This window comes from Calditrichota bacterium, assembly GCA_013112635.1.
GTDB lineage: Bacteria > Calditrichota > Calditrichia > Calditrichales > J004 > JABFGF01.
Window position 1 is genome coordinate 41,476 of record JABFGF010000012.1, and the last position, 24,342, is coordinate 65,817.

Sequence of the window (24,342 nt, forward strand, 5' to 3'; positions counted from 1 at the left end):
AATAGAACGAAACGTAATACGGCATTAGATCGTCAACCTGAACTTGGTTCAGGTTCTACTTATGTAAAGGATGCCAAATTAAACTAGGCATGACGAAATTCATTCCTTATAACAAAATTTTTAAAGAAAGACAATTTATGAAGAAATTCAGTATTCTTATTGTGGGATTATTTTTATTCCAGTTTGCGGCTGCACAGGAAATAATAAATTTTGATGATGCTATGCGTATAGCGAGGGAAAACAGCCCAACTATAAGGCAGGCACGTTTTAGCCTGGAACGCAGCCAGGAATTGCTTAATGCTCAGGAGGCTGCCCTGAACTCCCGTTTCAGTTTAAATGTTGAGCCATTTTTATTTCAACGCAGCCGTAACTTTCAGGCATTACTTGGCCGGTTTAATGATTCTGAAGAGAAACGTTCCAGTGCCACATTTATTGTAGCCCAACCCATTTTGCTTACAGATGGAACACTTTCTTTGCAGAACACTTTTCAATACAGAGATACGCAAAGCGAATTTCAAGGTGATGTTCAGAATAAGATTTATAGTAACAACCTGTTTTTATCATTTAGCCAGCCTTTATTTACATACAACCGGACAAAACTGGCCTTGGAAGAGGTTAAAGCAGATCTGGATTATTCTTATCTAAATTACGTTATTAATGAACTGCAGTTGGAGCAGCAAGTTGCTAATCTTTTTTATAGGACCTACCAAAATAAACTGGCCCTGCAGGTTGCACGTGAGGATTTATCCAATACAAAACAAAGTTATGAAATAATTGAAAATAAGGTTAATGCAGGGTTGGCAGCAAAAGAGGAGCTTTTTCAGGCAGAGTTAAACCTGATTACCAGCCGCTCTTCGGTACAAAACAGCGAAGTGACCTTGCAAAATTCTTTAGATGATCTTAAGCAGCTTTTGGGTATTGATTTGTATAAAGAAATATCTGTTGCAACTGAAATAAGCCAGGATAAAATAGAAATATCCGCTGAGCGGGCAATAAAGCTGGGGCTGGCAAATCGCCTGGAGCTGCGACAAAGAGATCTTGATATACGTAGCTCGAAGGCCAGTTTAATAAGGGCCGCTGCTACAAATGAGTTTAAAGGGAATTTAAATCTGAGTTATGGATTTATAGGAAATGATGAAGCTGTAAATCAAATATTTGATAATCAGGACCAAAACCAGAGCGCCAGTATTTCATTTGATATTCCGATTTATGATTGGGGAGAACAGGAATCCCGCGAGAAAGCTGCTCAAATATCTGTCATGACTTCTGAATTCAATCGGGAAGATGAAAAAGTAAATATTATTATTGGGCTAAGAAAAGCCTATCGTTCACTGGAGAACCAATCGCTGCAGATTGACCTTGCAAAGCAAAATGTAAAAATTGCCCAGCAAACTTATGATATCAATCTTGAGCGATATAAAAACGGTGACTTAACAAGCATGGATTTAAACTTGTTCCAAAATCAGCTTTCTACAAAAAAGAACAACCTGGTTGATGCGCAAATTAATTATAAACTTTTACTCTTGGATTTAAAAGTACAGGCCTTATGGGATTTTGAAAAAGACAGGGCTGTGGATATTCAAAAACAAAATCGTTAAGCGTGTTGCGAAGAGCGTTTTATCCAAAGCAGATATTATGCAAGTTGGAAAAAAGATTTGATGTAATTTGAGAAAAAACGCTTTTCGCATTACACCGTACACCATACGGTATTTTATAAGGAGATATTAAATTGAAACAAACATTACTATTTCTGTTAGTATTTTTACTCGCCATTTCTTGTGATGACAGTGATGCCGATGACGCACTTGAAATTATAATCCCGGTTAATGTAACTGAATTGAAGCGATCTAAGATAATGGAATTTATCACTTCAACTGCGGATATAATGGCGCACAAAAAAGAAACGGCTTTGTCTCAGTCAGAGGGATTTTATCGCCTGGCAGTAAATCCAAAAACCGGAAATCCTTTTCGGCCCGGAGAAAGTATTCAAAAAGGACAGGTAGTTATCTTTATTGATAATCCGGAATTTGAAAACAATATTGCTTATGAATCAAAAAAATTAAACCTGGATATTTCTAAACGTGAATATGAAAAGCAACAATCTTTATATGAAAAAGGCGGGGTTACACAGCGCGAACTGATCAACGCTGAACGTACTTTTATTGACTCGGAATATGCTTTTGAAAATGCCAAAATTCAGCTTGGTAAATTACGAATTGAAGCCTCATTTGATGGAATTATTACAAGCCTGCCATATTATACAAAAGGGGTTTATATTTCCGTAGGCCAGCCCATGTGTGAAATTATGGATTATAAAACCATGTACGCCGAGGTTGCATTTCCTGCAAAAGAATTGGGCCAGGTTAAGGCAGGACAATTTGTTAGGGTAACGCAATACAATCTCCCTGGAGATACGCTAATCGGTACAGTTGAACAGGTTGATCCTGCTCTGGAAACTCAGAGCCGTTCATTTAAATCAAAAATTGTTGTTGATAATCCTGACAATAAATTGAGGCCCGGAATGTTTGTAAAGTTGGAGACGATTGTTGCATCGCAAGACAGTGCGCTTGTTATTCCTCAGGATGTGATCCTTTCCAAACGGCAGGGTAAAACAGTTTTTATAGTTGAAAAAAGTGCGGCACAGCGACGGGTTATTGCAACCGGTCTTGAAAATGAACAAAACGTTGAGGTTCTGAGCGGACTTAAAGAAGGAGATCGCTTGGTTATAAAAGGTTTTGAAACATTGCGGCACCACTCTAAAGTAAAAATTGTCAGGTAACGTTTTTAAATGTGTGAGAATTTAATTCCCCTCTTGGGAGGGGCAAGGGGTGGGTCATTTTATTTACAAGAATAGTGTTTAAATGAAAAATAAAACAATTCTTAAATACAAACCAGAACTTGTACCTCTGGCAAGAAAACTCCGTAATAATCAAACTTATTCCGAACGATTGTTATGGAAGCACTTGAAAAGTAAACAAATAAGAGGATTTGATTTTGACCGCCAAAAACAAATTGATAACTATATATTAGATTTTTTCTGCAACGAGTTAATGTTGGCTATTGAGATTGACGGTGAAAGCCACAATGATAAAGAAAAATATGATCATGACCGTCAAAAACGATTAGAAAGTTTGGGGATATTGTTTTTAAGGTTTGATGGACTGCAAGTTATAAATAACATTAATGGGGTATTACAAGTGATATACGATTGGGTTGATAATTACAAAGAACCCACCCCTAACCCCTCCCAAGAGGGGAATTTAAGCAATCATTAAAATAACCTACTCTTCTGTAAACATAATATAAACCTCTTTCCTGAGAGATTGTGTTTTGGGAAAAAGGTGTAAATAAGAAAATAATTATGAAATCAATTAGTGAATTTTCGGTTAAATACCCGGTAACTGTTTTAATGCTCATCTGCGCAGTTGGCCTGCTTGGGTTAATCTCTTTTGATCGCCTTTCTGTAGATCTCTTTCCGGATATGAATAATCCACGTATTTATATTGAAGTGGTTTCCGGTGAGCTGCCTCCAGAAGAACTGGAACGCAAATTTATTGACAACATCGAAGCATTGGTTATGCGCCAGAGAAAAGTTGTTTCGGTGGCATCTATCCTGCGTGTGGGTCAGGCCCAAATTACAGTTGAATACGATTGGGATGCAGATATGGATGAAGCATTTCTGGATCTGCAAAAAAACCTCGCACAATTTTCTCAAAACTCAGACATCGATGAATTGAACCTTTCTCAATATGATCCAAATGGAGCCCCTGTTTTACTGATTGGATTATCACATGATGAAATTACCGATATGGATGCCCTGCGCCGTATTGGTGATAATTATATCCGCAATGAACTGATCCGCTTGGATGGTGTTGCGGCTGTAGAAGTTGTGGGTGGCCAGGAAAAAGAAGTACGCATAGAAACTCAGGAACAGATTCTTGACGCTTTTAATCTCAGTATTGCCGACGTTGCCAGTCAAATTCAAAGTGCTAATCTTGATTTAACCGGCGGTTCGATTGAAGAGCTTGGGAAAAAATATGTGATTAAAGGTTTGGGGGCTTTTGAAAACCTTGATGAAATAAATAAGGTAGTAGTTACTTATAAAGGCGGGGACGAACAAGGCCAAAACCAGATACCGGTATTTTTAAGTGATATCGGCAAAGTTAAATATGTAAATAAAGATGCACAGAGCATTGTAAAAATTAATGGTGTGCGCAGTGTGGGGCTGGCTGTTTATAAGGAGACAAAAACCAATACTGTCACAGCTGCCGAAACTGTAATCGAAGCCTTAAAAGTTATTAAAAAAGCTTTACCGGGATATAAATTTTCTGTGATCAGCAACCAAGCTAAATTTATAAGTAGTGCCATCAATGAAGTTGAACAAAGTGCCATTTATGGAATTTTACTGGCAGTAATAATTTTATTTGTTTTTTTAAGACGAGCAGGTACCACAATTATCATAAGTTTGGCCATACCCATTTCCATTGTTGCCACGTTTAACCTGATGTATTTTAATGACTTATCGCTAAATATAATGACCCTTGGCGGATTAGCTCTCGGAGCAGGAATGCTGGTTGATAATGCCATTGTGGTAATGGAAAGTATTTTTCGCAATCTGGAAGAAGGCCTTTCTCTAAAAGAGGCAGCAGTAAAAGGAACATCACAGGTATCTGGTGCTATAACAGCTTCAACAATTACAACCATTATTGTTTTTCTACCAATAATTTATGTACAAGGCCCTTCAGCAGAGTTGTTTAAAGCGCAGGCCTGGACGGTAGCATTTTCACTGATTGCTTCACTGGTTGTTGCAATTTTAGTGATTCCCATGTTGAGCAACTGGATTTTGAAAGACAAATCAACACAGAGCGAATCGATCCGTTTTGAGGGTTATAAATCTTTTCTTGAAGCAACACTTTCTAAAAGAAAAATTGTACTTGGTGTGGCCGTGATTGTAGTTGCGTTGACCGTACTGGCTGCATTTTATATGAAGAGTGAATTTATACCAAAAGGGAAAAGCGAATCATATAGTCTGGAAATAAAGCTGCCCGAAGGTACCAATCTTGATTTCACCGATAAGTTTGTTCAGGGTTTTGAAAAAAGCCTGGCCAGTGTTATTGGTGATAGTTTGATTGAAATGTATACTCAAATTGGTGAGATGCCATCCTCAGTCTCCGGTAACACGAGCGAATCGGTTCAGAGTGAAAACAGTGCGGTATTAAAAATCAGGTTTAACCAACAAAACAACGCGTATGCAAAACGTTTTACAGGATTTGTAACTGCTTATCTCGATTCTTTTGAACAGGTAGAATATTTACTCAAACCGGAAGGCTCTTCGTTAAGCGTCACTTTGGGAACGGATGTTTCTGCGCCACTTGTTGTGGAAATTGAAGGTGAAGAACAAGAGGAATTGAAAGCTTTGGCCGGGCAATCTTTGAGTGTCTTAAAGAATCTTCCAGTTTTACGAAACATTGAAACCAGCGTTCAAACCGGCAGGCCGCAGGTTAATTTGGTTATTGACCGTGTAGTTGCCGGATATAACAATCTAAGTATTGAACAAATCAGTAGTCAGTTAAAAGAATTATTGGGCGGGCAAAACTCTGGTTCCTGGGAATACCAGGGAGAGCTGCGGGAAATAAATGTAAACTATCCGGAATTGAGCTTGACCGATCTTGAGCAAGCATATATTTATAGCGGCGAGAAAAAAATTCCATTAACCGATCTGGCTAATTTTAATGTTATTGATTCTGAGCGCGAACTCTACCGTCGCAATCAAAAACGTATTGCCTGGATTAGTGCAGACTTTGATGAAAATTATTCTCTTTCAGAAATCGTTGCACAGGTCCAATCGGAATTGGATAAAATTACTTTCCCTCCAAATTATAGTTTTAAAATTACCGGCGAAGAAGAAAAACGCAGTGAATCTTTTGCAACCCTTAAGTTTGCATTATTGCTTTCTATTGTTCTGATTTATATGGTTTTGGCTTCGCAGTTTGAATCCCTGTTACACCCATTCACAATAATTTTAACAGTTCCGTTGGCAGCCGTTGGTGCAATTTTAATTTTCTTTGTTTTAAACATGAACCTGAATGTAATGGCCTACATTGGCATAATTATGCTCATGGGGATTGCTGTAAACGATTCTATAATTTTAGTGGATGCAATAAACAGGCAACGCCGTAATGGAGTAGAATTAATTGCTTCCATAGTTGAAGCAGGCCAACAGCGTATCCGGCCGATAATTATGACCAGCTTAACAACTATTTTGGCTTTGTTGCCTTTAACAATCGGTTTTGGCGAAAGTGCCGCGCTACGAGCGCCCATGGCAGTGGCTGTTATAGGCGGTTTAATCAGCTCTACAGGTTTGACGCTTATTGTAATCCCTTGTGTTTATTATTACATGGAAAAATTGCGGAGAGCCTGAACAAGTTCCCCTACAGTGAGGGGATTAATATTTACAATTTCGAACAGCTTTGGAGTGAATCGACTGTGTCGGTTCAGACATTAACACAGTTAATGCAATCCAAATAATAAACATTATGGCAAAAAAAATTACATCATTTCTGCAGCGTAAAGTCTTTATCTCAATGCTCTTTTTAGGGCTCTCGTTGTTAGGATTCATATCATACAAACAGCTTCAGCTTGAATTACTTCCGATAATTGAGTTGCCGTATCTAATTGTTCAGATCGGTTCCGGGCGGGAAATGGATCCCGACTATCTGGAGCGTGAAGCGTTAATTCCATTGGAAAGTGCTGTGGGCACGCTGGAAGATGTTGATAAAATAGAATCCTATGCCGGGCGTCGTTTTGGCAGTATTTTCATCAGCTACCGTTCTACAACAAACATGAAATATGCTTTCCTGAAATTACAGGAAAAAGTAGATGGAATAAAAGCTTCTTTAGCGGCTGATTTCTTTGTTCAGGTTATTAAAATTGATACCCAGGATCTGAGTAACATGTTTATGAATCTTCAGGTTAGGGGAAGCGGTGGCATTGATCGCATTCGTACAATAATCGATAAAGAGATAAAGCAGGAGTTTGAATCCATTGACGGTATTGCTAATGTAGAAGTTTTTGGCGGCCAGCTTAGTGCTGTAAATATTGTTCTGGATAACCAGCAAACAGAGGCATATGGAATCACGCCGGGAAGGATACGATCGCTAATTGCCCAATACCGGCAAAGTACGACTTATATCGGGCAGGTAAATAATTATCAGCTAAAAAATACGGTCAATGTAATTGGCGACTATACGCGTATCCACGAAATTGAAAATATTGTTGTTGATGCTCAGCGAAACATCCTGCTAAAAGATATTGCCGATATAACTTTTGATCTCCAGGAAGAGACATCTATCAGCCGCGTGAATAGCAAAGAAGCCGTAACCATGCAGCTTGTCCGGGATACCCAGGTAAACCTTATTTCCTTATCTCACGAAACACACTCGGTAATTGAGAGGCTAAATAAAACTCTGGCCCAGCAGGATATTGAAATTGTTGTTCAACAGGATAGTGCTGAAATACTTGAAGATAATATTGATCTGATAATCGAGCTTGCATTTTGGGGTGGCATCCTTGCTATAATTATCTTGTGGTATTTTTTACGTAACCTGCGTCTGGTTTTGATAATTGCCGTTACAATCCCTGTTTCTGTCTTAACTGCATTCAATGTTTTTTATGCTTACGACATTACTTTAAACAGTCTTACCCTGGTTGGAATTGCATTGGCGATTGGCATGTTGCTGGATAACAGTGTCGTTGTTTTAGAAAATATTTATCGTAATGCCAGAAAAACATCCGACTTTTTATCCGCCACCAAACAAGGAACCATGCAAATGGCCCGCTCGGTTTCTGCATCGACATTAACTACTATAGCCATTTTTCTACCTTTTCTTTTTGCAGATGAGTATATGATTCGCACAATCGGTTTTCAGATTGGTGTTTCGATAATATCTACTTTGCTCATTTCATTAATTGTGGCGTTGATTTTAATACCAATGGCGGCACATTATTTTCTATCGAGGGGAAATGGTTCAGCCGACTCAATACAATTTTCTTTAACAGCAGGAAAGTTTTTACCTTTTTATAATTTAATCTTAAAAACCATGTTGCGTTACCCGGCGCGCACAATAATTATTACTGTAGTGATTTTTGTTCTAAGTGTTGTTTGGGCACTTCTTTTAGGAATGACGAAAACTGAAGATATTGAGCTGGAGGATTTTAATCTTTATGTGACGATGCCGGAAGGTGCCACCCTGGAAAGTACAGATCTTGCGGTGCAGGAGTTGGAGGGAAAGTTTACGGAGATAGAAGAATTGCAAGATGTTGTCAGCCAAATCTATGAACAGGAGGCTGTGCTGACATTAAAACTAAAAGAAGATTATAAAGAAATTGATGATCGCAGCATTGCAGATGTAAAAGAGTTTCTTAATGAAATAATTGACCGCTACCGTACTGCCGATGTGAGTTTTGAGCAACCGGATAATAGCGAACGTTTTAGTGGACGAGGCGGTGGCGGCGGAGGTCCTGGTGGTGCAATGGGCGGTGGGTTAATGTCTGCTTTGGGCCTTTCGTCTACAGGCGGCAAAATAATAATAACCGGCAAAGATTTTAACCTGATGCGTGTTTTTGCAGATGATGTAGAAAGTGAATTGGATGAACTTTCATCCATAAGCCGGATTAGAAATAATGCAACACGAAAACGCCCGGAAATCCATTTACTGTTCGATCGTGAGCAATTGTCCCGTTTGGGAATAACCCTTAGTACAATCGCATCAGAGCTTTCATCATTCCAAAGTGAAATATCCACGGGCATGTCTTTTAAAGATGGATTGGATGAGTATGATATTGTTATCCGCAACGCAAATCTTGAAGAAAAGGACAGAAATGATCTTGAGCAGTTAAATATTCAATCCCAGACAGGAGCGGTTTATCCTCTTGGTCAAATTAGTGAAGTTTTTGTTGCAGAGGGAAGTGCAGGCATTAACCGCGTCAATCAGGAACGGCGAATTGAGCTGAGCTTTTATTACTTATCGGAGATTAATAGTTCGTCCACACTTTTAGAGGCAGCGCAAGATGAAGTTGAAGATGCAGTCGCATCAGTAGCTTTGCCAAGCGGAATCGCCATCCAGATAGAACATGATGAAGTTGATTTGGGTGATTTTAAATTTCTTTTTATTGTGGCTTTCATCCTCATATTTATGATTCTTTCATCGGTATTTGAGTCTTTGGTAAAACCATTTATAATAATGTTTACAATCCCATTGGCCGCAACCGGATCTTTATGGGCAATTATTTTTACAGGTAATACAATCGCCAATGTAAATGTATTAATCGGTCTGCTTATTCTTTTGGGGATAGTTGTTAATAACGGCATAATTTTAATTGACTATTCGCAGCAGTTAAGGCGCAAAGGAATGCGTATGCAGCGCGCAATTATGCTTTCCGGGCAGGCACGTTTACGGCCGATTATTATCACTGCTTTAACAACCATAGTTGCAATGATCCCTTTAGCTTTAGGAGAAGAGCAATATGTAACACGCATTGCTGCTCCATTTGCAATTGCAGTAATTGGCGGGCTTTCTTTAAGTACAGTTTTTACTTTGGTATTTATCCCGACTATTTATTCCGGTTTGGAAAACAGTATTATTTGGTTTAAAGAACTGCCATTGGTTAGTAAGCTTATTCAGGCTTTCTTTTTTATCGTTGGGGCCACTGCAATATATTTATACATAGAAAGCTGGATCTGGCAGTTCGCACTCTATTTTGCATTGGGTTTTATAATTCCGGGTCTGACCTATTTTATAGCAAATAGTTTGCGACAGGCGAAATCGGATTATATAAAAAGTGGTGAAAGTATAACCATAGAGATAAATAATGTTTATAAGATGTATGAGTTGCCGGGCCGTTTTTTAAAAGAGTGGAAGCGCAAGAAAGAACGAAATATTGCAGGTTCAAACGGGGCGCCGTTGTTAAAAACTGTTGTTAAAGATATTTGGAAATTTATCATCTGGGGTTTTTCGATTTATTTTGTCTATTTCTACCTTGAGTCCGGTTTTTGGATCGTAGTATTAATGCATGTGATTTATGGATTGACTCTGCATCTGGCTAAATCATTGTTGTCTTTACATGAAGAGAAAAAATCAATATGGAAAAACAGGATTTTTGCAACTCTGTTTTGGGGGGTTCCAATCCTGAATGTGTTGTTTATATTTTTAAGTTTAGAAAGCCTGACTGCAGCGATATTTATGTTTTTGATTTGGTCGGTAATGCTAATTGTTTATTCCGGTGCACGTAAATTGACCCTTCAAAAAATCGATATAAATAAAATAAGCGGGCGTCTTAGCGGGCTACGGAAATTATTTTACAGAATAGTTTCAGTGGTTCCATTGTTGGGTAAACGAAAACAACCATTTACTGCACTTGAGGGTGTGTCTTTAAAAATAGAGAATGGCATGTTTGGTTTACTTGGCCCAAATGGTGCAGGAAAAACGACTTTAATGCGTATAATCTGCGGCGTTCTGGATCAAAGTTACGGCACTCTTTCAATTAATGGTTATGATGTAAATAAACACCGCGAGGAATTGCAGGGACTAATTGGTTATTTGCCACAGGATTTTGGCATGTACGAAAACCTCACTGCAGAGGAATTTTTAAATTACCAGGCAATTCTAAAAAATCTACTCGATAAAAATGTGCGTCAGGAGAGAATTGATTTTGTTTTGGATTCTGTTCATTTGAATGAATCGCGTAATAAAAAAATTGGCTCCTTTTCCGGTGGAATGAAACAGCGGGTTGGCATTGCCCAAACTTTATTGCATTTACCGCGCATTCTTGTTGTGGATGAACCCACGGCAGGACTTGACCCGCGTGAACGAATACGTTTCAGAAATTTATTGGTTGAGCTTAGCCGTGAAAGGGTTGTCATTTTTTCAACACATATTATTGAAGATATTGCCAGCTCTTGTGACAGGGTTGCTATTTTAAACGAAGGCCAATTGTGTTATTTGGGAGTTCCCCAGGAGATGGCCGGTGAGGCACACGGGAAAGTATGGCAGGCAAACATAAGCGAAGAAAAATTTGAATCACTTAGTCAGGAAATGAAAGTTACTCATCATACCCGTATGGAAAATGAAATAAGGATCCGGGTTTTGTCAAAAGACAAACCTCTTGATGATGCAATTGCTGTAAATCCAACTTTAGAAGACGCTTATTTGTGGCTCCTGAAAAAATGAAGCTGCATTCAATTTTTTATATTAATGAATTGGTAGTTATGAGTTGCAGGTTAAAAACTACAGCTTGTAACATGTAACTTGGAACAAGTTCTAAAATGATACTAAATAGACTAAAACTTTTAATTACAATTGTCCGTGTAAACCTGAAGATAATTTTCGGAAATAAATTTATTTATTTTGTTTTGGCAGGAGTGGGTTTTTACCTGTTTGTTGCACTGATTGGATTGTTTGATGCAGATTGGTATCCTGACCAGGAAGATGTTTATTATACTATAATATTTCCGGGACTATTGTTAATATTTTATCCCACTGCTTTTGGAATTCAAAATGACATGGATTCCCGTACTTTGGAAATGCTTTTTGGGATCCCAAATTATCGATATAAAGTTTGGCTTGTTCGTTTGATTATTATTCTTTTTACCGTTTTTTTTATTTTGGTTTTTCTTTCCTGGCTAAGTTCCTATTTAATCGTTTCTGTACCAATTTTTGAGATGGCATGGCATCTTATGTTTCCGGTGTTTTTTGTTGGAAGCCTTTGTTTTATGGTTTCAACGCTTATTAAAAATGGAAATGGAACGGCAGCTGTTATGGTGTTGATTGGTCTTATTTTCTGGATAAGCGCCGGCATATTTGAATCTAGTAAATGGAATATTTTTTTAAATCCATACGATTTTCCTTATGACGTATATCTCTCAATTTGGGATGAGACAGTTTTTTATAACCGTCTGTATCTTGTGATTGGATCAATCCTTACAATTCTTGGCGGATTATTTCGCTTACAGAAACGTGAAAAATTCATCCAATAAATCCTTATCTTGTAATTGGTTTTCCTCCCTTCTTTATGCAAATAAAACAAATTCCAATCTAATGATCCTATTATCTATTTTTTAACTTTTTGTGAATATTTAAGTTTATTTTTAATAATGATTTGCAGAATTATTTGATCGGAAATTTGCGTTTGGAAAATGAAATATGGAGACTTTAATATGTTAATAAATAAATCGCCGGATATTAAGAGCTCGGAAATTACAGATGAACAGGATTATGTAAATCGACGAAAGTTTATAAAATTTTCACTGGCTACAGTTGGTGGAATGGCCTTAAACAGCCAGTCACTTTTTGCTGCTCAAAATAATTCGGGGTTGCGAGAGCTAAAAGATGTGAAGCCAAGCAAATTTAGTACAGTAGAGAAAAAAAATTCATGGGAAAATATAACCACGTATAATAATTTTTATGAATTTGGCACCGGCAAAGATGATCCGGCTGACTATGCCCATACTTTGAAAACCAAACCCTGGAAAGTTGAAATTTCAGGTCACTGTAATAAACCTGGCAATTATGATGTTGATGATATAGTAAAAAATAACCAGCTGGAAGAAAGGATCTATCGTTTACGTTGTGTTGAAGCATGGAGCATGGTTGTGCCGTGGATTGGCATTCCATTGAGCGCAATAATAAATAAGGCTGATCCAACTTCAAAAGCAAAGTATGTTGAGTTCACTACTTTGAATGATCCTAAACAAATGCCCGGACTTAGAAGTTCAGTTTTACCCTGGCCATATATTGAAGGTTTGCGTATGGATGAAGCAAAGAACCCATTGACGCTTCTTGCTGTTGGACTGTATGGCCGGATTTTACCAAATCAAAACGGCGCTCCAATCCGATTGGTTGTGCCATGGAAATATGGGTTTAAAAGTATTAAATCCATAGTAAAAATCCGCTTTGTGGATAAAATGCCACGTAATACCTGGAATGTAGCTGCGCCTCGTGAGTATGGGTTTTTTGCCAATGTAAACCCAAATGTTGATCATCCGCGCTGGAGCCAAAAAAGGGAAAGGCGTTTGGGCAATTTTTTTAAGCAGGAAACAGATCTGTTTAATGGCTACACAGAACAAGTTGGTCAAATGTATTCCAAGTTAGACCTTAATAAATGGTTTTAGTTAGCAAATTTATATATAAAGATTTTTAAAGAACTTGCCATAGGTCTTTATTCGGACTATATTAAGACCTAAAAAAGGACTGAATATGAAATTAAAAAATATTAAACCGGTGAGCTACTTCAAAGCCCATGCTTCCGAAATTTTAAAAAATGTATCCGATAACCAGGAAACATATGTAATCACCCAAAACGGTGAGGCCAAAGCAGTTGTGCAAAGCATTGAGGATTTTGAGATCACACAGAATACGCTGAACATGCTGAAATTGTTGAGTCAACGTGAACAGGAAATTAAGGAAGGAAAAACAATTCCAGCCAAAGAAGCTTTTAAACAGATCAGAAACAATATAGATCAATTTAGAGAACAGAATGAAAAATGAATTTTAATGTTACTCTAACTCCAAGTTCTCTAAAGGATATCAACGAAATATTTGAATACGTCTATCTAAATGATTCACTTAACAACGCCACCAAACTAATTTCCAGAATTGAGGAAAGTATCTTTTCATTAGATACTTTTCCTTTGCGAGGACATTCAATACCAGAGTTGGAAAGTTTAATTAAAAAGAACTACAAAGAGATTCATTTTAAACCTTATAGAATTATTTATCGAGTTGAAGATAGGGATGTTTATATTTTGGCAGTTCTCGATGGTCGTAGAAATATCCGTGAGTTACTTTTAAGACGAATAGATGATTAATGATAAAAAAAATCAAACCTGTACTTGTCTTCTTTTGTTTACTCCCAATATTGTATTTGATCTATGCTGCTTTTACAGATAACCTTGGGGCAAACCCAATTGAAGAATTATTACGCCAAACCGGTTTCTGGACTTTAATTTTTTTAGTAGCCACTCTATCAATTTCGCCAATAAGGAAATTCAGCGGCTGGAATAAAATTATTCAGTTTAGACGAATGATTGGTTTGTTTACATTTTTTTATGCTTTTCTGCATTTTGGAGTATACCTTGGATTGGATCGCTTTTTTGAATGGCCCGAAATTGTTGAAGATATTTCCAAACGGCCGTTTATTACGATTGGTTTTTCGGCGTTTATTTTGCTGATTCCGCTGGCCATAACTTCTACAAAAGGCTGGATTAGACGGTTGGGCAAAAAATGGAAAAAGCTTCATTACCTGGTTTACTTGGTTGCGGTTTTAGGGGTTGTTCATTTTTGGTGGCTGGTCAAAAAGGATATCACTGAGCCTATGATTTTTGCAATTATTTTTACGGCACTCTTTGGAATTCGAACAATCAAATCCCAAAAAAGAAAATGAAATCTAATAAGATAATTACAGTTTATACTTCACAAAATCAGACTGACCACATTATGGTTCAATCCATTTTAGAAGGGCAGGGCATAAAATTTTTTACAAAAAATGAAAACCTGCAAAACCTATTTGGTGTCGGTCAATTTTCCACCGGATATAATCCCATTACAGGTCCAATGGAAATTCAGGTTCATCCACAGGATGTAGAAATTGCCAAAACGGTAATAAAAGATTATCTGGGGAATGAGCGGTCTGTGAAAGGCATGTCGTATTCTGAAGGATCTGAAGAGATTGATAATAAAACTGTAAATGAATATAACCATTGCCTTAACGCAGCAATAATTATCGGGCTTGTTATCCCTCCGTTAAATCTTTACCATTTATTAAAAGCCATCTTAATAAAAAACAATTCGCATTTAAATTTAGATGGTGGTTTTAAGCTTACTTTAGCTTCACTTTTATCGTTATTTGGGTTGTTTATTTTGATTAAATTTATTGTTTGACGCTAGCTTAACAATGAATAGGAGACAATCAGCTGACCGTTTTCCCGCCACTTAACCCAACCTTTTCCAAGGGATTTAAAACCATCATCAAACTGTTCAACATAAGCCCATTGGTTCGAAATACGCAAAACTTTTAGAAAAGCATATTCCTGCATGTTGATTGGGGCAGCGTGTGATAAAGGTTTTATCCGGATTAGATTATTCTGGGGCTGTAACGGTTCGATGCTGTTTATGGTTAATAAAAATTCTGGCCAAAACTTTATCTGGCAATTAGTTTTACTTAAATAGGATTTTTGACCATTATACTCATTTACTAAAACCTCAATAAAACCAGATTGGATTGAAATAATGCGTAAATAGAGAATATCATAATCCAGTTTTAAATGAGCAGGAGCGAACCATGGTGGGGCGTAGCTGATTTCAATTCCCCGTTCAGTTCTTTTAAAAACCAGGCTGTCAGTTGGCAAATGGTCAGAAATTGATTTTTCCAGGTTGGGATTGTTATAAAAATAAAGAACGTGTAAATCGTGGAAATTTGGTTTGGCCATCCCAAGACCCATGGGCGGCTTATTGCTGTTCAGCGCCTGTGGAGCAGAAATCATGGAAACAGAACTCGTGGTTACTTTTGTCTTTTGGGGTTGATTATCTGGATTCAAATCTGATCGGTTTGTGTTGTATCTGTAAATGGAAAAAAGTAGAAATATAATAAGTAAAGCAGCATAAATCTTATTAATTAAAACAATCAATTCGTTTTTCAAATAGCGGGCTAAAACAATGGCTAAAATAAAAACAATTACCCCGCTCATTACGCCATAACCCAAAACTATTGCGCCACCGGCTAAGCCTTGATTTTTCCCCGCTCCTGTAATACCCGCAAATACCATTCCCAGAAAGAAGAAAATGAGTGCGGACAATAAGTAAAATAAAATATGTGAAGTATTAATTTTTTTCATAGCTACTCCCGATTATTCAGCAGAAAGCCGCATAATTTCGACTATCATATTTTTTGCCTTTTCCATATCCGAAATATAAATGTGTTCATCTGTGGAATGTTCAAGCTTTGCACCGATCCCAACACCGGCCATTTCAATGCCGTTATTATTATAAATGGATGCATCTGTGAAGCCGGTAATAAAAGTGGTTGTCGCGTTGATCCCAACACTATTCAAAGCTTTCTTCGAAATCTCAACAACTTCTGAATCAGGATTGATTTCAACAGCTTTACATTTATTATCGATAAGTATTTCTACTTCTGCGCCATTGCTTGTAACCTCATCCCGAATTATTGTTTCCATTTCCCGGCAAATTTTTTCAGCTTTTTCATGATTTAAACTACGGCACTCAGCAAGAAAATTGGCGCTATCGGGTACACCATTACGGATGATCCCGCCATTAATAACACCCACATTGGCTGTACTCTCTTCATCAAGTCGGCCTAATCGTAATTTTGCAATGGCAAATGCAGCGGCTTGAATCGCATTAATTCCCTTTTCAGGCTCCATACCTGCATGGGCGCCGCGTCCTGTTATATTAACATCAATGGCGTAATAAGATGGCCCGCCGATTATAATTGTTTCAAGTTCATCATTATCCAGCAGGTAACCTTTTTTTGCTTTGAATTGGGCGAAGTCAAGTTCTTTTACTCCAAGCAAACCAACTTCTTCATGGCGGCTTATGGCTACTTCCACAGGCGGATGAACCTTTGCAATTCTTAAAGCTTCAAGTAACTCAGCAATTCCCGCTTTATCATCTGCGCCCAAAATTGTATTTCCTTTGGATCGAATGACGCCATCTTTTAAAACAGGCTCAATGCCTTTGCCGGGTTGGACAGTATCGCCATGGCAGGAAAATAATATGCAATCTTTCCCAAAGCATCCAAGCTCTGCGAATTTAGCAATCAGGTTTCCATAGCTGTCAATAATGACGTTGGCCCCAAGTTTTTCAAACTCCGGTTTTAGCCAATTCATGAAGTTAGCTTCATTTCCAGATTCACTTTCAATTTTAACCATTTCCATAAACTGTTTAATCATGCGCTCATTCATAGTAATCACCGTTTTTTGTAACTTGGATTGTATATAAAGGATAGTATTCCGCAATTTGCTTACAATATCACTAAATAACCCAAAGTAATAAAATAAAGGAAATATTTAAAGCCAATTGTGAAAATTAGTTAATCAGTTTGGCATTCTGATTCTTAGTAATTTATGGCTTTGTATTTTGCATAGCTTTTTAGGACAGTATGTGATGGAGAAGCATTCTTAAATGATATGGCCTTCCCTTCATAAGGATAAGCAGGTGATCCTTTAACAACAATAAAATGTAAGTGAGGGTATCCGGCCTTTCCAGAACGGCCTGTTACTCCAAGAGGACTGCCTTGCTTAACTTTATCGCCGACTTTAACATCAATACCATCCATTGGTGAATGCAGATAATAAGCATATGTCTTATCGCCATGGTCAATTAAAATGTAATTACCAATCCCACCACCATCACTTGGAGCATTTTCAACAACAGTATGAACAGTACCTGCTCGTGAGGCAATAAAAATTGTACCTATCGGCATATCAAAATCAAATGCATACTGATCTGGTTGGGTAGGTCAGACATTTTAGTAGCATTATAGTGCCTGCACAACAAATTAGCTTTTTGGTTTTCTGATGAAGAAGACATCAGTTCTGGTCAGGCTTGGGAAAGCAAGTCCCATTTCTGGCTTCCGAACCATTTATAAACTCTATCAGACATGGTACATGCATTAAATTTGAATCATCTTATTAAAAATTCTCAATAAGAATCAACACCTATCTATTAAGCAGTTCTGATTTAATTCAATTCTGCTTTTTTTGATTAATTTGCCTGATCAAGAATAATTAACATACATGTATTTGTTCGGTTATCTGCTTGGCAAATATTGCGTAGTATTCCAATATCAAGTTTCGGGTTTAGAGGTGTTTTCTAATAATTATTAGTCAATGTTTCAAACTGCATCAACTATTTCATTTACAATTTTTTCTGTATCAGACAAGCTTTTACCCTCGCTAAAAACCGGATATATTTTTAAAACAAATATTGCCAATTGTGTAGAATTTAAAGGCAGGAATCCACTTGGGAATAGCTTTGCATTTTCTTTTATAAAAATGGCAGCAGATTTGATAGCTAGTTGATTACTGAGATCATTTTCATTTGAATAGTCAAACATCCATTTTTCAGCTTGTTGAGATATTTGACTTATTTCTTTTTCACTCTCATTGATGCTGGTTGCCGGGAATATGCGGCAATCATAATTACGGCATGTTAGGGGCCGGTCATCATAAATGGAACACGCGCTATTAACAAACATAGGACAGTGACCATTTTTATCATAGCCCATAAGAACATTGCCTTTGGGAAGTCCCGGTGCCGGAAATAAAAGTTCTTTCGGAATTCGGTTTATGGTTTTTTTCTCTTTAGGTTTTATATGGATAAAAAACGACGAAGTGCAACAGGCAGTACATTCGCCACAAGGCACATCCATTCCGGTGTTATTTTTTTGCGTATTACGGATTTGTTTAAGCCAGGTTGAAAAATTACCCGCCGGAAAACCTTGCGATGTTTTCATTTTAGATTCACTTTATTATATAACTAAATCATTCACAGGCTATTTTGGTATTTTGGCTTCAAAAAAGTCAATAACAGTTTTCATTATTTGCACTCTGTTTTCTTTTTCTGAAATCGTTTCAAATGGAAAGCCAAAGGTGACTATTTTATATTTTCCTGAAAACGCAATTCCGGCACTAAAACCATTTTCTTTGTAACGGATTATTGTTTTAGATCCACCAAATCCCCGGATGGCATCCGGTGCTTCAACCCTGTAAATATTTGTATTATACTTAGTGTTGAAAGTAAAATTTTCAGGAAATTGGAAAGCGGATTTTTTTACGGTAAAAACATCACCGTTTTTAACTGCATGATTTGCCACCCATCTCATTTTTAAAACTTCACGGGCAAAAAGTTTGTCGGGGTAGGTTTCCTTACCATGAAATAAATCTGTTCCTATGTAGGCGCCTGATAAAAAGAGGGAGCCGCCGGAAGATAAAAATGTTCGAACCTGCCGTTTTAACTTTTCAGGAAAGGTTTTAAATTCTGTGCCACGGATTGAATCAAGTTCGGTTCGCTGCCAACCGGTTTCCTTCTCCTCGCCCATAATCAAATCAACGATATTGTAGTTTTGCAATTTAATTTGCTCATCCATAACCGCTTCATCACTGGCAGAAACAAATGAAAAACCAGCTGTTTTAATTGCATCCCCATGGATAAATGGATAATCAAATGTATTGCCGGCAATTACTTTCGTCTCCTGGTCAGCGTAACTGGCACCATGGCCGGTCCGGTCATCCGAAACCCATTTACTGTTCTTATCAAAATTGTGCTGATCGCCAATAAAACTAATATCATATTTGTCAGGAACACCATTATCAAGGTTGTAAGCAAAACCCTGCCAATCACCCTGATCAATTGTTGCAGGCGGGGCAACACGGTCAAATCCGTTAACAATTAATATCGGCCTACGGTTATCGTCCATTTTGCAAACTGCTAATATTTCGGATGGGAAACTTTCTCCGCCATCGTTTAAGGCTGTTACTTTAAAACTGTATATTTGTCCGGCGATTGGATTATTAAGTTTAAATTGATTCTGTTCTACAATCTGGCCATTGTTAAAACCACCTTTATTGATTCGTGTATAAACTTTGTAAGAGTTTGCATTAGCAGTCGGTTCAAGCGGATCGGCCTTGGGTTGCCAGTTAAGAATTATATTTCCAGAATTGTCAAAAACTGCGCTAAAATGATCAACCGGAAGGGGCTGAACTATATAGTCCCTTTTATTCTGCGTGGCGATAAAACGTAACATGGCTTTATAAATTGCCCGTGATGCATGAAAACGAAAACGCGGATCTAATGCAAATTTCATATCAAAAAAGTTTTGATGCGACAATAGCTCTAATAAGGTGGAAGGAACATTGGGACGATAAGCCTCGCTATATTGTGCATCCATCAAAAAACGCCTTGTCCATTCGGCATCAAATAGTTTTTTTATGTCATCAACAAGCTGGCTTTGTACCAGGTCGGACAAATCCCGGTTGGCCATTCGTGAAATTCCACTAGGAAATACGGTTTGTGTGTCCGCTCCGGTTAAGCTGTAAATTTGCAGGGTGCCAAATGTAGTATCAGTTTTGGTAATTCCCGCATCTGTATGAAAGGCAAGTGAAAGATCAATTGGAATTCCTAAACCCGGAACATTGCGATTTTTGTTTGGGCCGGCTGGAGCGCCAACCAAATAATTTACCCATTCACCACGGCTTTGATAGTCGTCTTTATAATCACTTTTATTGTCATTTAAACTGTATACAAGTGTATCCGGGAAACCGGCAGTTTGTAACCAATAGCGGGCAGCTTCTGTAAATTTTGGTCTGCCACTAGTCCTGTCGCCCCGCAAAACTTTGCCTAAACCGCCGCCAAACTTTACGGCGTCCGCAGAAACAATCTTGCCCAAATGCCTGCTTTTGTTAGAAAGTGTAACCCGTCCATTTTGAGGATGATAACCTTTTCCAAATTTAAATGTGCCCAAATAAATCCATGTGCCACCGCCAATCTGCTGGTTAACAAGAAACTCAGTTTTACCACCTGTATGATGAACGGTATACAAGGCATCGTCAACATTCTCTATGCTACTATTGTAGGAAATATAAACAGCATAATGTCCTTCATCGGGGAAGGATGGTGTCCAATTAATATGGGCTGTGGCCATAGTATCGGATTCTGTAAAACGATAGGTACCACTTGAAAACGGGTTGAAGTTTACATGGTATGGCTGTTGGCCTATCGCATAACCAGATTCATTTCCGCTAAACCAGGCCTTTAAATTGCCACTTCTGTTTTCAGAATAGGAGGTCCTGTTTTCATCCTGATGCAGAGAATCATTATCTACAATTATTTCATTTATTTGTGTGTCACGCTCGCGTGGGAGGAAAACATTTGCCCCGGCGTTTTCTAACATCGGGACCAGATATGGGATTGTAAATGACATGGGTGATAAATCTTCAACTGTACCAAACAGACGCGCACGTTGCCACAACCATCTATCACGATATTGGTCATAATACCATCCGTGGCTATGCCATAAAGCAATATTATTTCCATACAATCCATGAGAAGAATAGTTGTTTTTATTAACTTTTCTAACAATGGGTTTTGGCTTGTTTTCGCTCTTTATGGCTAAACGGGAATTATCCCATCCGTCTCTGTTTGGACGGTAATAGTTTGGGATAAGGTTTTCGATTGGTTGGTTCAGTGTTATAATTTTTTGAGAATAATTGTTGTAATCATCCCCTAATGTTTTCCGTAATTCAGAATATGTTTGCAGCACATTATCTTCGCGGAAAGGTATGTACGAAAATGGCTTGGAAAACTCTATTATTATTTCTTTTTTTTCTTTATTTAAAGAAAGTTTTTTAATTCGCGTAACCGGATGAATTTTGATTGGATAACCGGACGATTGTACCAAAAAAACAAAGTCTTCTACTTTTTTATGAAGCTCTTTTGTTTCGTAATCCATCCCGGAATAATCATATTTTTGCCCCTTGCGGATTAATTCCGGTTGGCAGGCAATAAAAAATAAGATTGAGGTTAATACAAAAAATAATTTTTTAGAAAACATACTTAAACCTTTGTTTGTAGTTAAGAAATTGAAGCTATTCCTTTATAAAAGAGGTAAATCGATAAAAAGCACAAAATAATTCCGAGAGCTTGAATAAGTCTGTTTATAAAATCAATATTCAGTTTGCTGCGATGCCTGACAACGAAACGGGCATAACCATACAACCAGGCCAGCCCTCCAACGGCAGCTGTAAGTGCATAAATAATTGTTAATAAAACAACGGAAATACTTTCATTGCCTTCATTAGTTTTTTCATTCTCCGGATTAGCTTTAATTTCATGATTAAATTCCGGCCCGGCTATTTGGGAAACAGCATCGACATTTGAATTTAGCGCTTTTTCAAGACCGCCAGTTTCAAATCCCAAAGATGATACAAATGAAAACACCATAAACGATGTTACAAGCCAGCCCAAAAATAAGGTTGGGTTTGTCAGGCTCAGAAAGAATCCAATCCGGAACCCACCACGGTTTGCCAGTTTATCTGTTATGATTTTTTTTGTGTCTATTTTTGTCAGTTCAATTTTAGTTTTCAGGATTCGTATGCCCATGGTGAGGGAAAGTATAGATCCTGCCAGCAAAAGATAAGGGATGGCTGGTTTATAATATGGATAAAGTGTTGCAATTCCGAATACAGCCAGCATAATGTATAAGAATTCTGCAATAACATTTCCTATTGCAGTTCTGGCACAAAAACGTAGCTTTCCTTCCAAAGCTTTTGATGTGATTATTATACTTATTGGCCCTGCCACAGGCATTGAAAAAATAAACCCGGCCAGAAATCCTGTTACAGAAATTGTTAGAATATTTTCAAGCATTATTTAAATGAAATTAATTGAGTTAGTCAATTGACAATCTTTATAAAAATTAACATTTCTGGATTTATTTAAAAAATTTATTTCTGCGTAAAAATCACGTGATCAATTGGTTGACACAATCCAATGATTTGAGTAAGTTTGCAAGCCTGAAAACAAAAATGAAATTTAAAACGGCCAGGCCCCACGCAATAGGACTTCGCCCAACTCCGTCAGGCCCGGAAGGGAGCAGCGGTTAGTGAACAAATATGTGCCGTGGGTTTACCTGGCTTTTTAGTTTCGTCTTTCTTTAATCTTTTAGTTTTAATCTTTGAAAACCTATGTCTTACGTTGTAATTGCCAGAAGATACAGACCTCAACAGTTTGCCGATATTGCCGGCCAGGAGCATATAACCCGTACGCTTTCTAATTCAATTGCGAACGGGCGCATTGGCCAGGCCTATATTTTTGCAGGTCCGCGCGGTGTAGGAAAAACAACCGCTGCCCGTATTCTTGCCATGGCATTAAATCACGAAGATGGCCCAACACCAACTCCGGACATAAATTCCCCAATTTGCCAGGCTATAATTCAGGGTAAATCCATGGATGTGATGGAGATTGATGGGGCCTCAAACAGGCGAATCGAAGAAATACGTAACCTGCGTGAGAATATTAACTATGCCCCATCAGAAGGCCGCTACCGCGTTTATATAATCGATGAAGTGCATATGCTTACAAATGAAGCATTTAATGCGCTGCTTAAAACATTGGAAGAGCCTCCATCGCATGCGGTTTTTATTTTTGCGACCACAGAAATCCATCGCGTTCCAGCCACGATATTATCCCGATGCCAGCGCTTCGATTTTAAGCGGATTCCTCTGAACACGATAATTAACCATCTTAAAACGATTTGTACATCTGAAAAGATTGAAATTGATGATGATGCGCTTTTACAAATTGCTAAAAAAGCAGATGGTTCCATGCGTGATTCGCAAAGTATTTTGGATCAGATTATTTCATTCAGCGGGCAAAAAATTACAATCAAAGAAGTTGAAGAATCGATTGGGGTAATAAACCAGGAAATCTTTTTTGATATAAGTGACAAAATTAAAGATCAAAACCTGAAAGAAATATTACTTGTTTCACGAAAACTCTTTACATCCGGGATTGATTTAACTGAACTAATGTTAGGCCTGGAAGAACATTTCCGCAATATGCTTGTGGCTGTCTCAATGGAATCTGTGGAACTGCTTGATGTGGCTGATACTTTTTCTGAGAAATATAAGCAGCAAATTAACAGCTATAATGAAAACGATTTGGTGGCTTATCTGAACATTATTTCTCAAACACTTGCCGATATGAAGTGGGCTCAACAGCCATATTTAAAATTTGAACTGGCCCTTGTAAAAATGGCAAAAATGTCGGCTTCAAAAAGCATTGAGCAAATCCTTGAAAAAGTGGATATGCTAAAAAAAAAAGCCCTGAATAAAACAGAGACACCAGTTGTTGAAACTTCTGTACCGGCCGAACCGCAATTACAGCTTTCCACAATAAAAGAAAAATGGCCCGCCATTGTTCAAAAAGTCCATTTAATTAAACCGATTGTTGCTTCTATTTTAGAAAAGTTTGAATTAAAAAAGTTTGAAGGATCTCATCTTGGAATAAAATTAGAGTGTAATGAATTTCAACAAGATATAGTTAATAAGAACAATACATTGATAGTTGAAACCCTTGAAGAAGAGTTTCAGCAACAAATGAAACTTGATATCGGTTTTGCTGTTGAAAAGACAGAACCGGGAAAAGCGCCGGAAAACTTATCAAAACAAAAAAAAGAGAAACTGGAAAAATTAGAAATGCTCAAAGCAAAGGATCCATTATTTAAACAATTTGTGGATGAATTTGGTTTAGAGCCGGAGTAAGGAGC

The 24,342-nt window shown here is 37.7% G+C and carries 18 protein-coding genes and 1 other RNA gene; 13 read left to right on the plus strand and 6 right to left on the minus strand.

Annotated elements, in window-relative coordinates; all coding sequences use genetic code 11:
• Positions 1 to 137 precede the first annotated feature (137 nt).
• From HND50_20195 to HND50_20245, 11 genes are all read left to right on the plus strand, one after another.
• A complete protein-coding gene (locus HND50_20195; protein ID NOG47571.1) occupies positions 138 to 1,598 on the plus strand; it encodes a TolC family protein in 1,461 nt (486 codons plus the stop codon).
• Between the two features lie 131 nt (positions 1,599 to 1,729).
• The gene (locus HND50_20200; GenBank protein NOG47572.1) at positions 1,730 to 2,779 is read left to right on the plus strand and encodes an efflux RND transporter periplasmic adaptor subunit; all 1,050 of its coding nucleotides are present in this window, start codon (positions 1,730 to 1,732) and stop codon (positions 2,777 to 2,779) included.
• Between the two features lie 82 nt (positions 2,780 to 2,861).
• A complete protein-coding gene (locus tag HND50_20205; protein ID NOG47573.1) occupies positions 2,862 to 3,275 on the plus strand; it encodes an endonuclease domain-containing protein in 414 nt (137 codons plus the stop codon).
• An 86-nt stretch (positions 3,276 to 3,361) separates the two neighbouring features.
• On the plus strand, positions 3,362 to 6,421 hold the full coding sequence (locus HND50_20210; protein ID NOG47574.1) for an efflux RND transporter permease subunit: 3,060 nt from the start codon (positions 3,362 to 3,364) through the stop codon (positions 6,419 to 6,421).
• Positions 6,422 to 6,536: 115 nt separating this feature from the next.
• Positions 6,537 to 11,228, plus strand: a complete 4,692-nt coding sequence (locus tag HND50_20215; GenBank protein NOG47575.1) for an ATP-binding cassette domain-containing protein — start codon at positions 6,537 to 6,539, stop codon at positions 11,226 to 11,228.
• 95 nt (positions 11,229 to 11,323) lie between these two features.
• Positions 11,324 to 12,034, plus strand: a complete 711-nt coding sequence (locus tag HND50_20220) for a hypothetical protein (protein ID NOG47576.1) — start codon at positions 11,324 to 11,326, stop codon at positions 12,032 to 12,034.
• Between the two features lie 180 nt (positions 12,035 to 12,214).
• Complete coding sequence (gene msrP / locus HND50_20225) at positions 12,215 to 13,168, plus strand: protein-methionine-sulfoxide reductase catalytic subunit MsrP (protein NOG47577.1); 954 nt, start codon at positions 12,215 to 12,217, stop codon at positions 13,166 to 13,168.
• 85 nt (positions 13,169 to 13,253) lie between these two features.
• Complete coding sequence (locus HND50_20230) at positions 13,254 to 13,544, plus strand: type II toxin-antitoxin system Phd/YefM family antitoxin (GenBank protein ID NOG47578.1); 291 nt, start codon at positions 13,254 to 13,256, stop codon at positions 13,542 to 13,544.
• Positions 13,541 to 13,864 carry a type II toxin-antitoxin system RelE/ParE family toxin gene (locus HND50_20235; GenBank protein NOG47579.1) on the plus strand — a complete coding sequence of 108 codons (324 nt, stop codon included), beginning with the start codon at positions 13,541 to 13,543 and terminating at the stop codon, positions 13,862 to 13,864. The genes HND50_20230 and HND50_20235 overlap by 4 nt, the downstream gene beginning before the upstream one ends.
• The gene (locus HND50_20240; protein NOG47580.1) at positions 13,864 to 14,439 is read left to right on the plus strand and encodes a sulfoxide reductase heme-binding subunit YedZ; all 576 of its coding nucleotides are present in this window, start codon (positions 13,864 to 13,866) and stop codon (positions 14,437 to 14,439) included. The genes HND50_20235 and HND50_20240 overlap by 1 nt, the downstream gene beginning before the upstream one ends.
• Complete coding sequence (locus HND50_20245; protein NOG47581.1) at positions 14,436 to 14,936, plus strand: DUF2007 domain-containing protein; 501 nt, start codon at positions 14,436 to 14,438, stop codon at positions 14,934 to 14,936. Before HND50_20240 ends, HND50_20245 begins: the two co-directional genes overlap by 4 nt.
• A gap of 2 nt (positions 14,937 to 14,938) precedes the next feature.
• Here the strand turns inward: HND50_20245 and HND50_20250 are convergent, their stop codons facing one another.
• The 6 genes from HND50_20250 to HND50_20275 all read right to left on the minus strand — a co-directional run bounded on the left by HND50_20250 (position 14,939) and on the right by HND50_20275 (position 22,442).
• The gene (locus tag HND50_20250; protein ID NOG47582.1) at positions 14,939 to 15,889 is read right to left on the minus strand and encodes a hypothetical protein; all 951 of its coding nucleotides are present in this window, start codon (positions 15,887 to 15,889) and stop codon (positions 14,939 to 14,941) included.
• Between the two features lie 12 nt (positions 15,890 to 15,901).
• The gene (locus HND50_20255; GenBank protein ID NOG47583.1) at positions 15,902 to 16,978 is read right to left on the minus strand and encodes a M20/M25/M40 family metallo-hydrolase; all 1,077 of its coding nucleotides are present in this window, start codon (positions 16,976 to 16,978) and stop codon (positions 15,902 to 15,904) included.
• 152 nt (positions 16,979 to 17,130) lie between these two features.
• Positions 17,131 to 17,499 (minus strand): M23 family metallopeptidase, encoded by a 369-nt coding sequence (locus HND50_20260; protein NOG47584.1) that lies wholly within the window; start codon positions 17,497 to 17,499, stop codon positions 17,131 to 17,133.
• A 411-nt stretch (positions 17,500 to 17,910) separates the two neighbouring features.
• Positions 17,911 to 18,531, minus strand: coding sequence for a YkgJ family cysteine cluster protein (locus HND50_20265; protein ID NOG47585.1), 621 nt, complete (start codon positions 18,529 to 18,531; stop codon positions 17,911 to 17,913).
• 39 nt (positions 18,532 to 18,570) lie between these two features.
• Positions 18,571 to 21,627, minus strand: a complete 3,057-nt coding sequence (locus HND50_20270; GenBank protein NOG47586.1) for a xanthan lyase — start codon at positions 21,625 to 21,627, stop codon at positions 18,571 to 18,573.
• Positions 21,628 to 21,647: 20 nt separating this feature from the next.
• Entirely contained in the window at positions 21,648 to 22,442 is a 795-nt protein-coding gene (locus tag HND50_20275) for a LysE family transporter (protein NOG47587.1), read from the minus strand.
• A 172-nt stretch (positions 22,443 to 22,614) separates the two neighbouring features.
• Between HND50_20275 and ffs the strand changes: the two genes are divergently transcribed.
• Together ffs and dnaX are read left to right on the plus strand one after the other, a co-directional pair.
• Positions 22,615 to 22,713, plus strand: an RNA gene (gene ffs, locus HND50_20280) — signal recognition particle sRNA small type.
• 46 nt (positions 22,714 to 22,759) lie between these two features.
• Positions 22,760 to 24,337, plus strand: a complete 1,578-nt coding sequence (dnaX, locus tag HND50_20285) for a DNA polymerase III subunit gamma/tau (protein ID NOG47588.1) — start codon at positions 22,760 to 22,762, stop codon at positions 24,335 to 24,337.
• Positions 24,338 to 24,342: the final 5 nt, after the last annotated feature.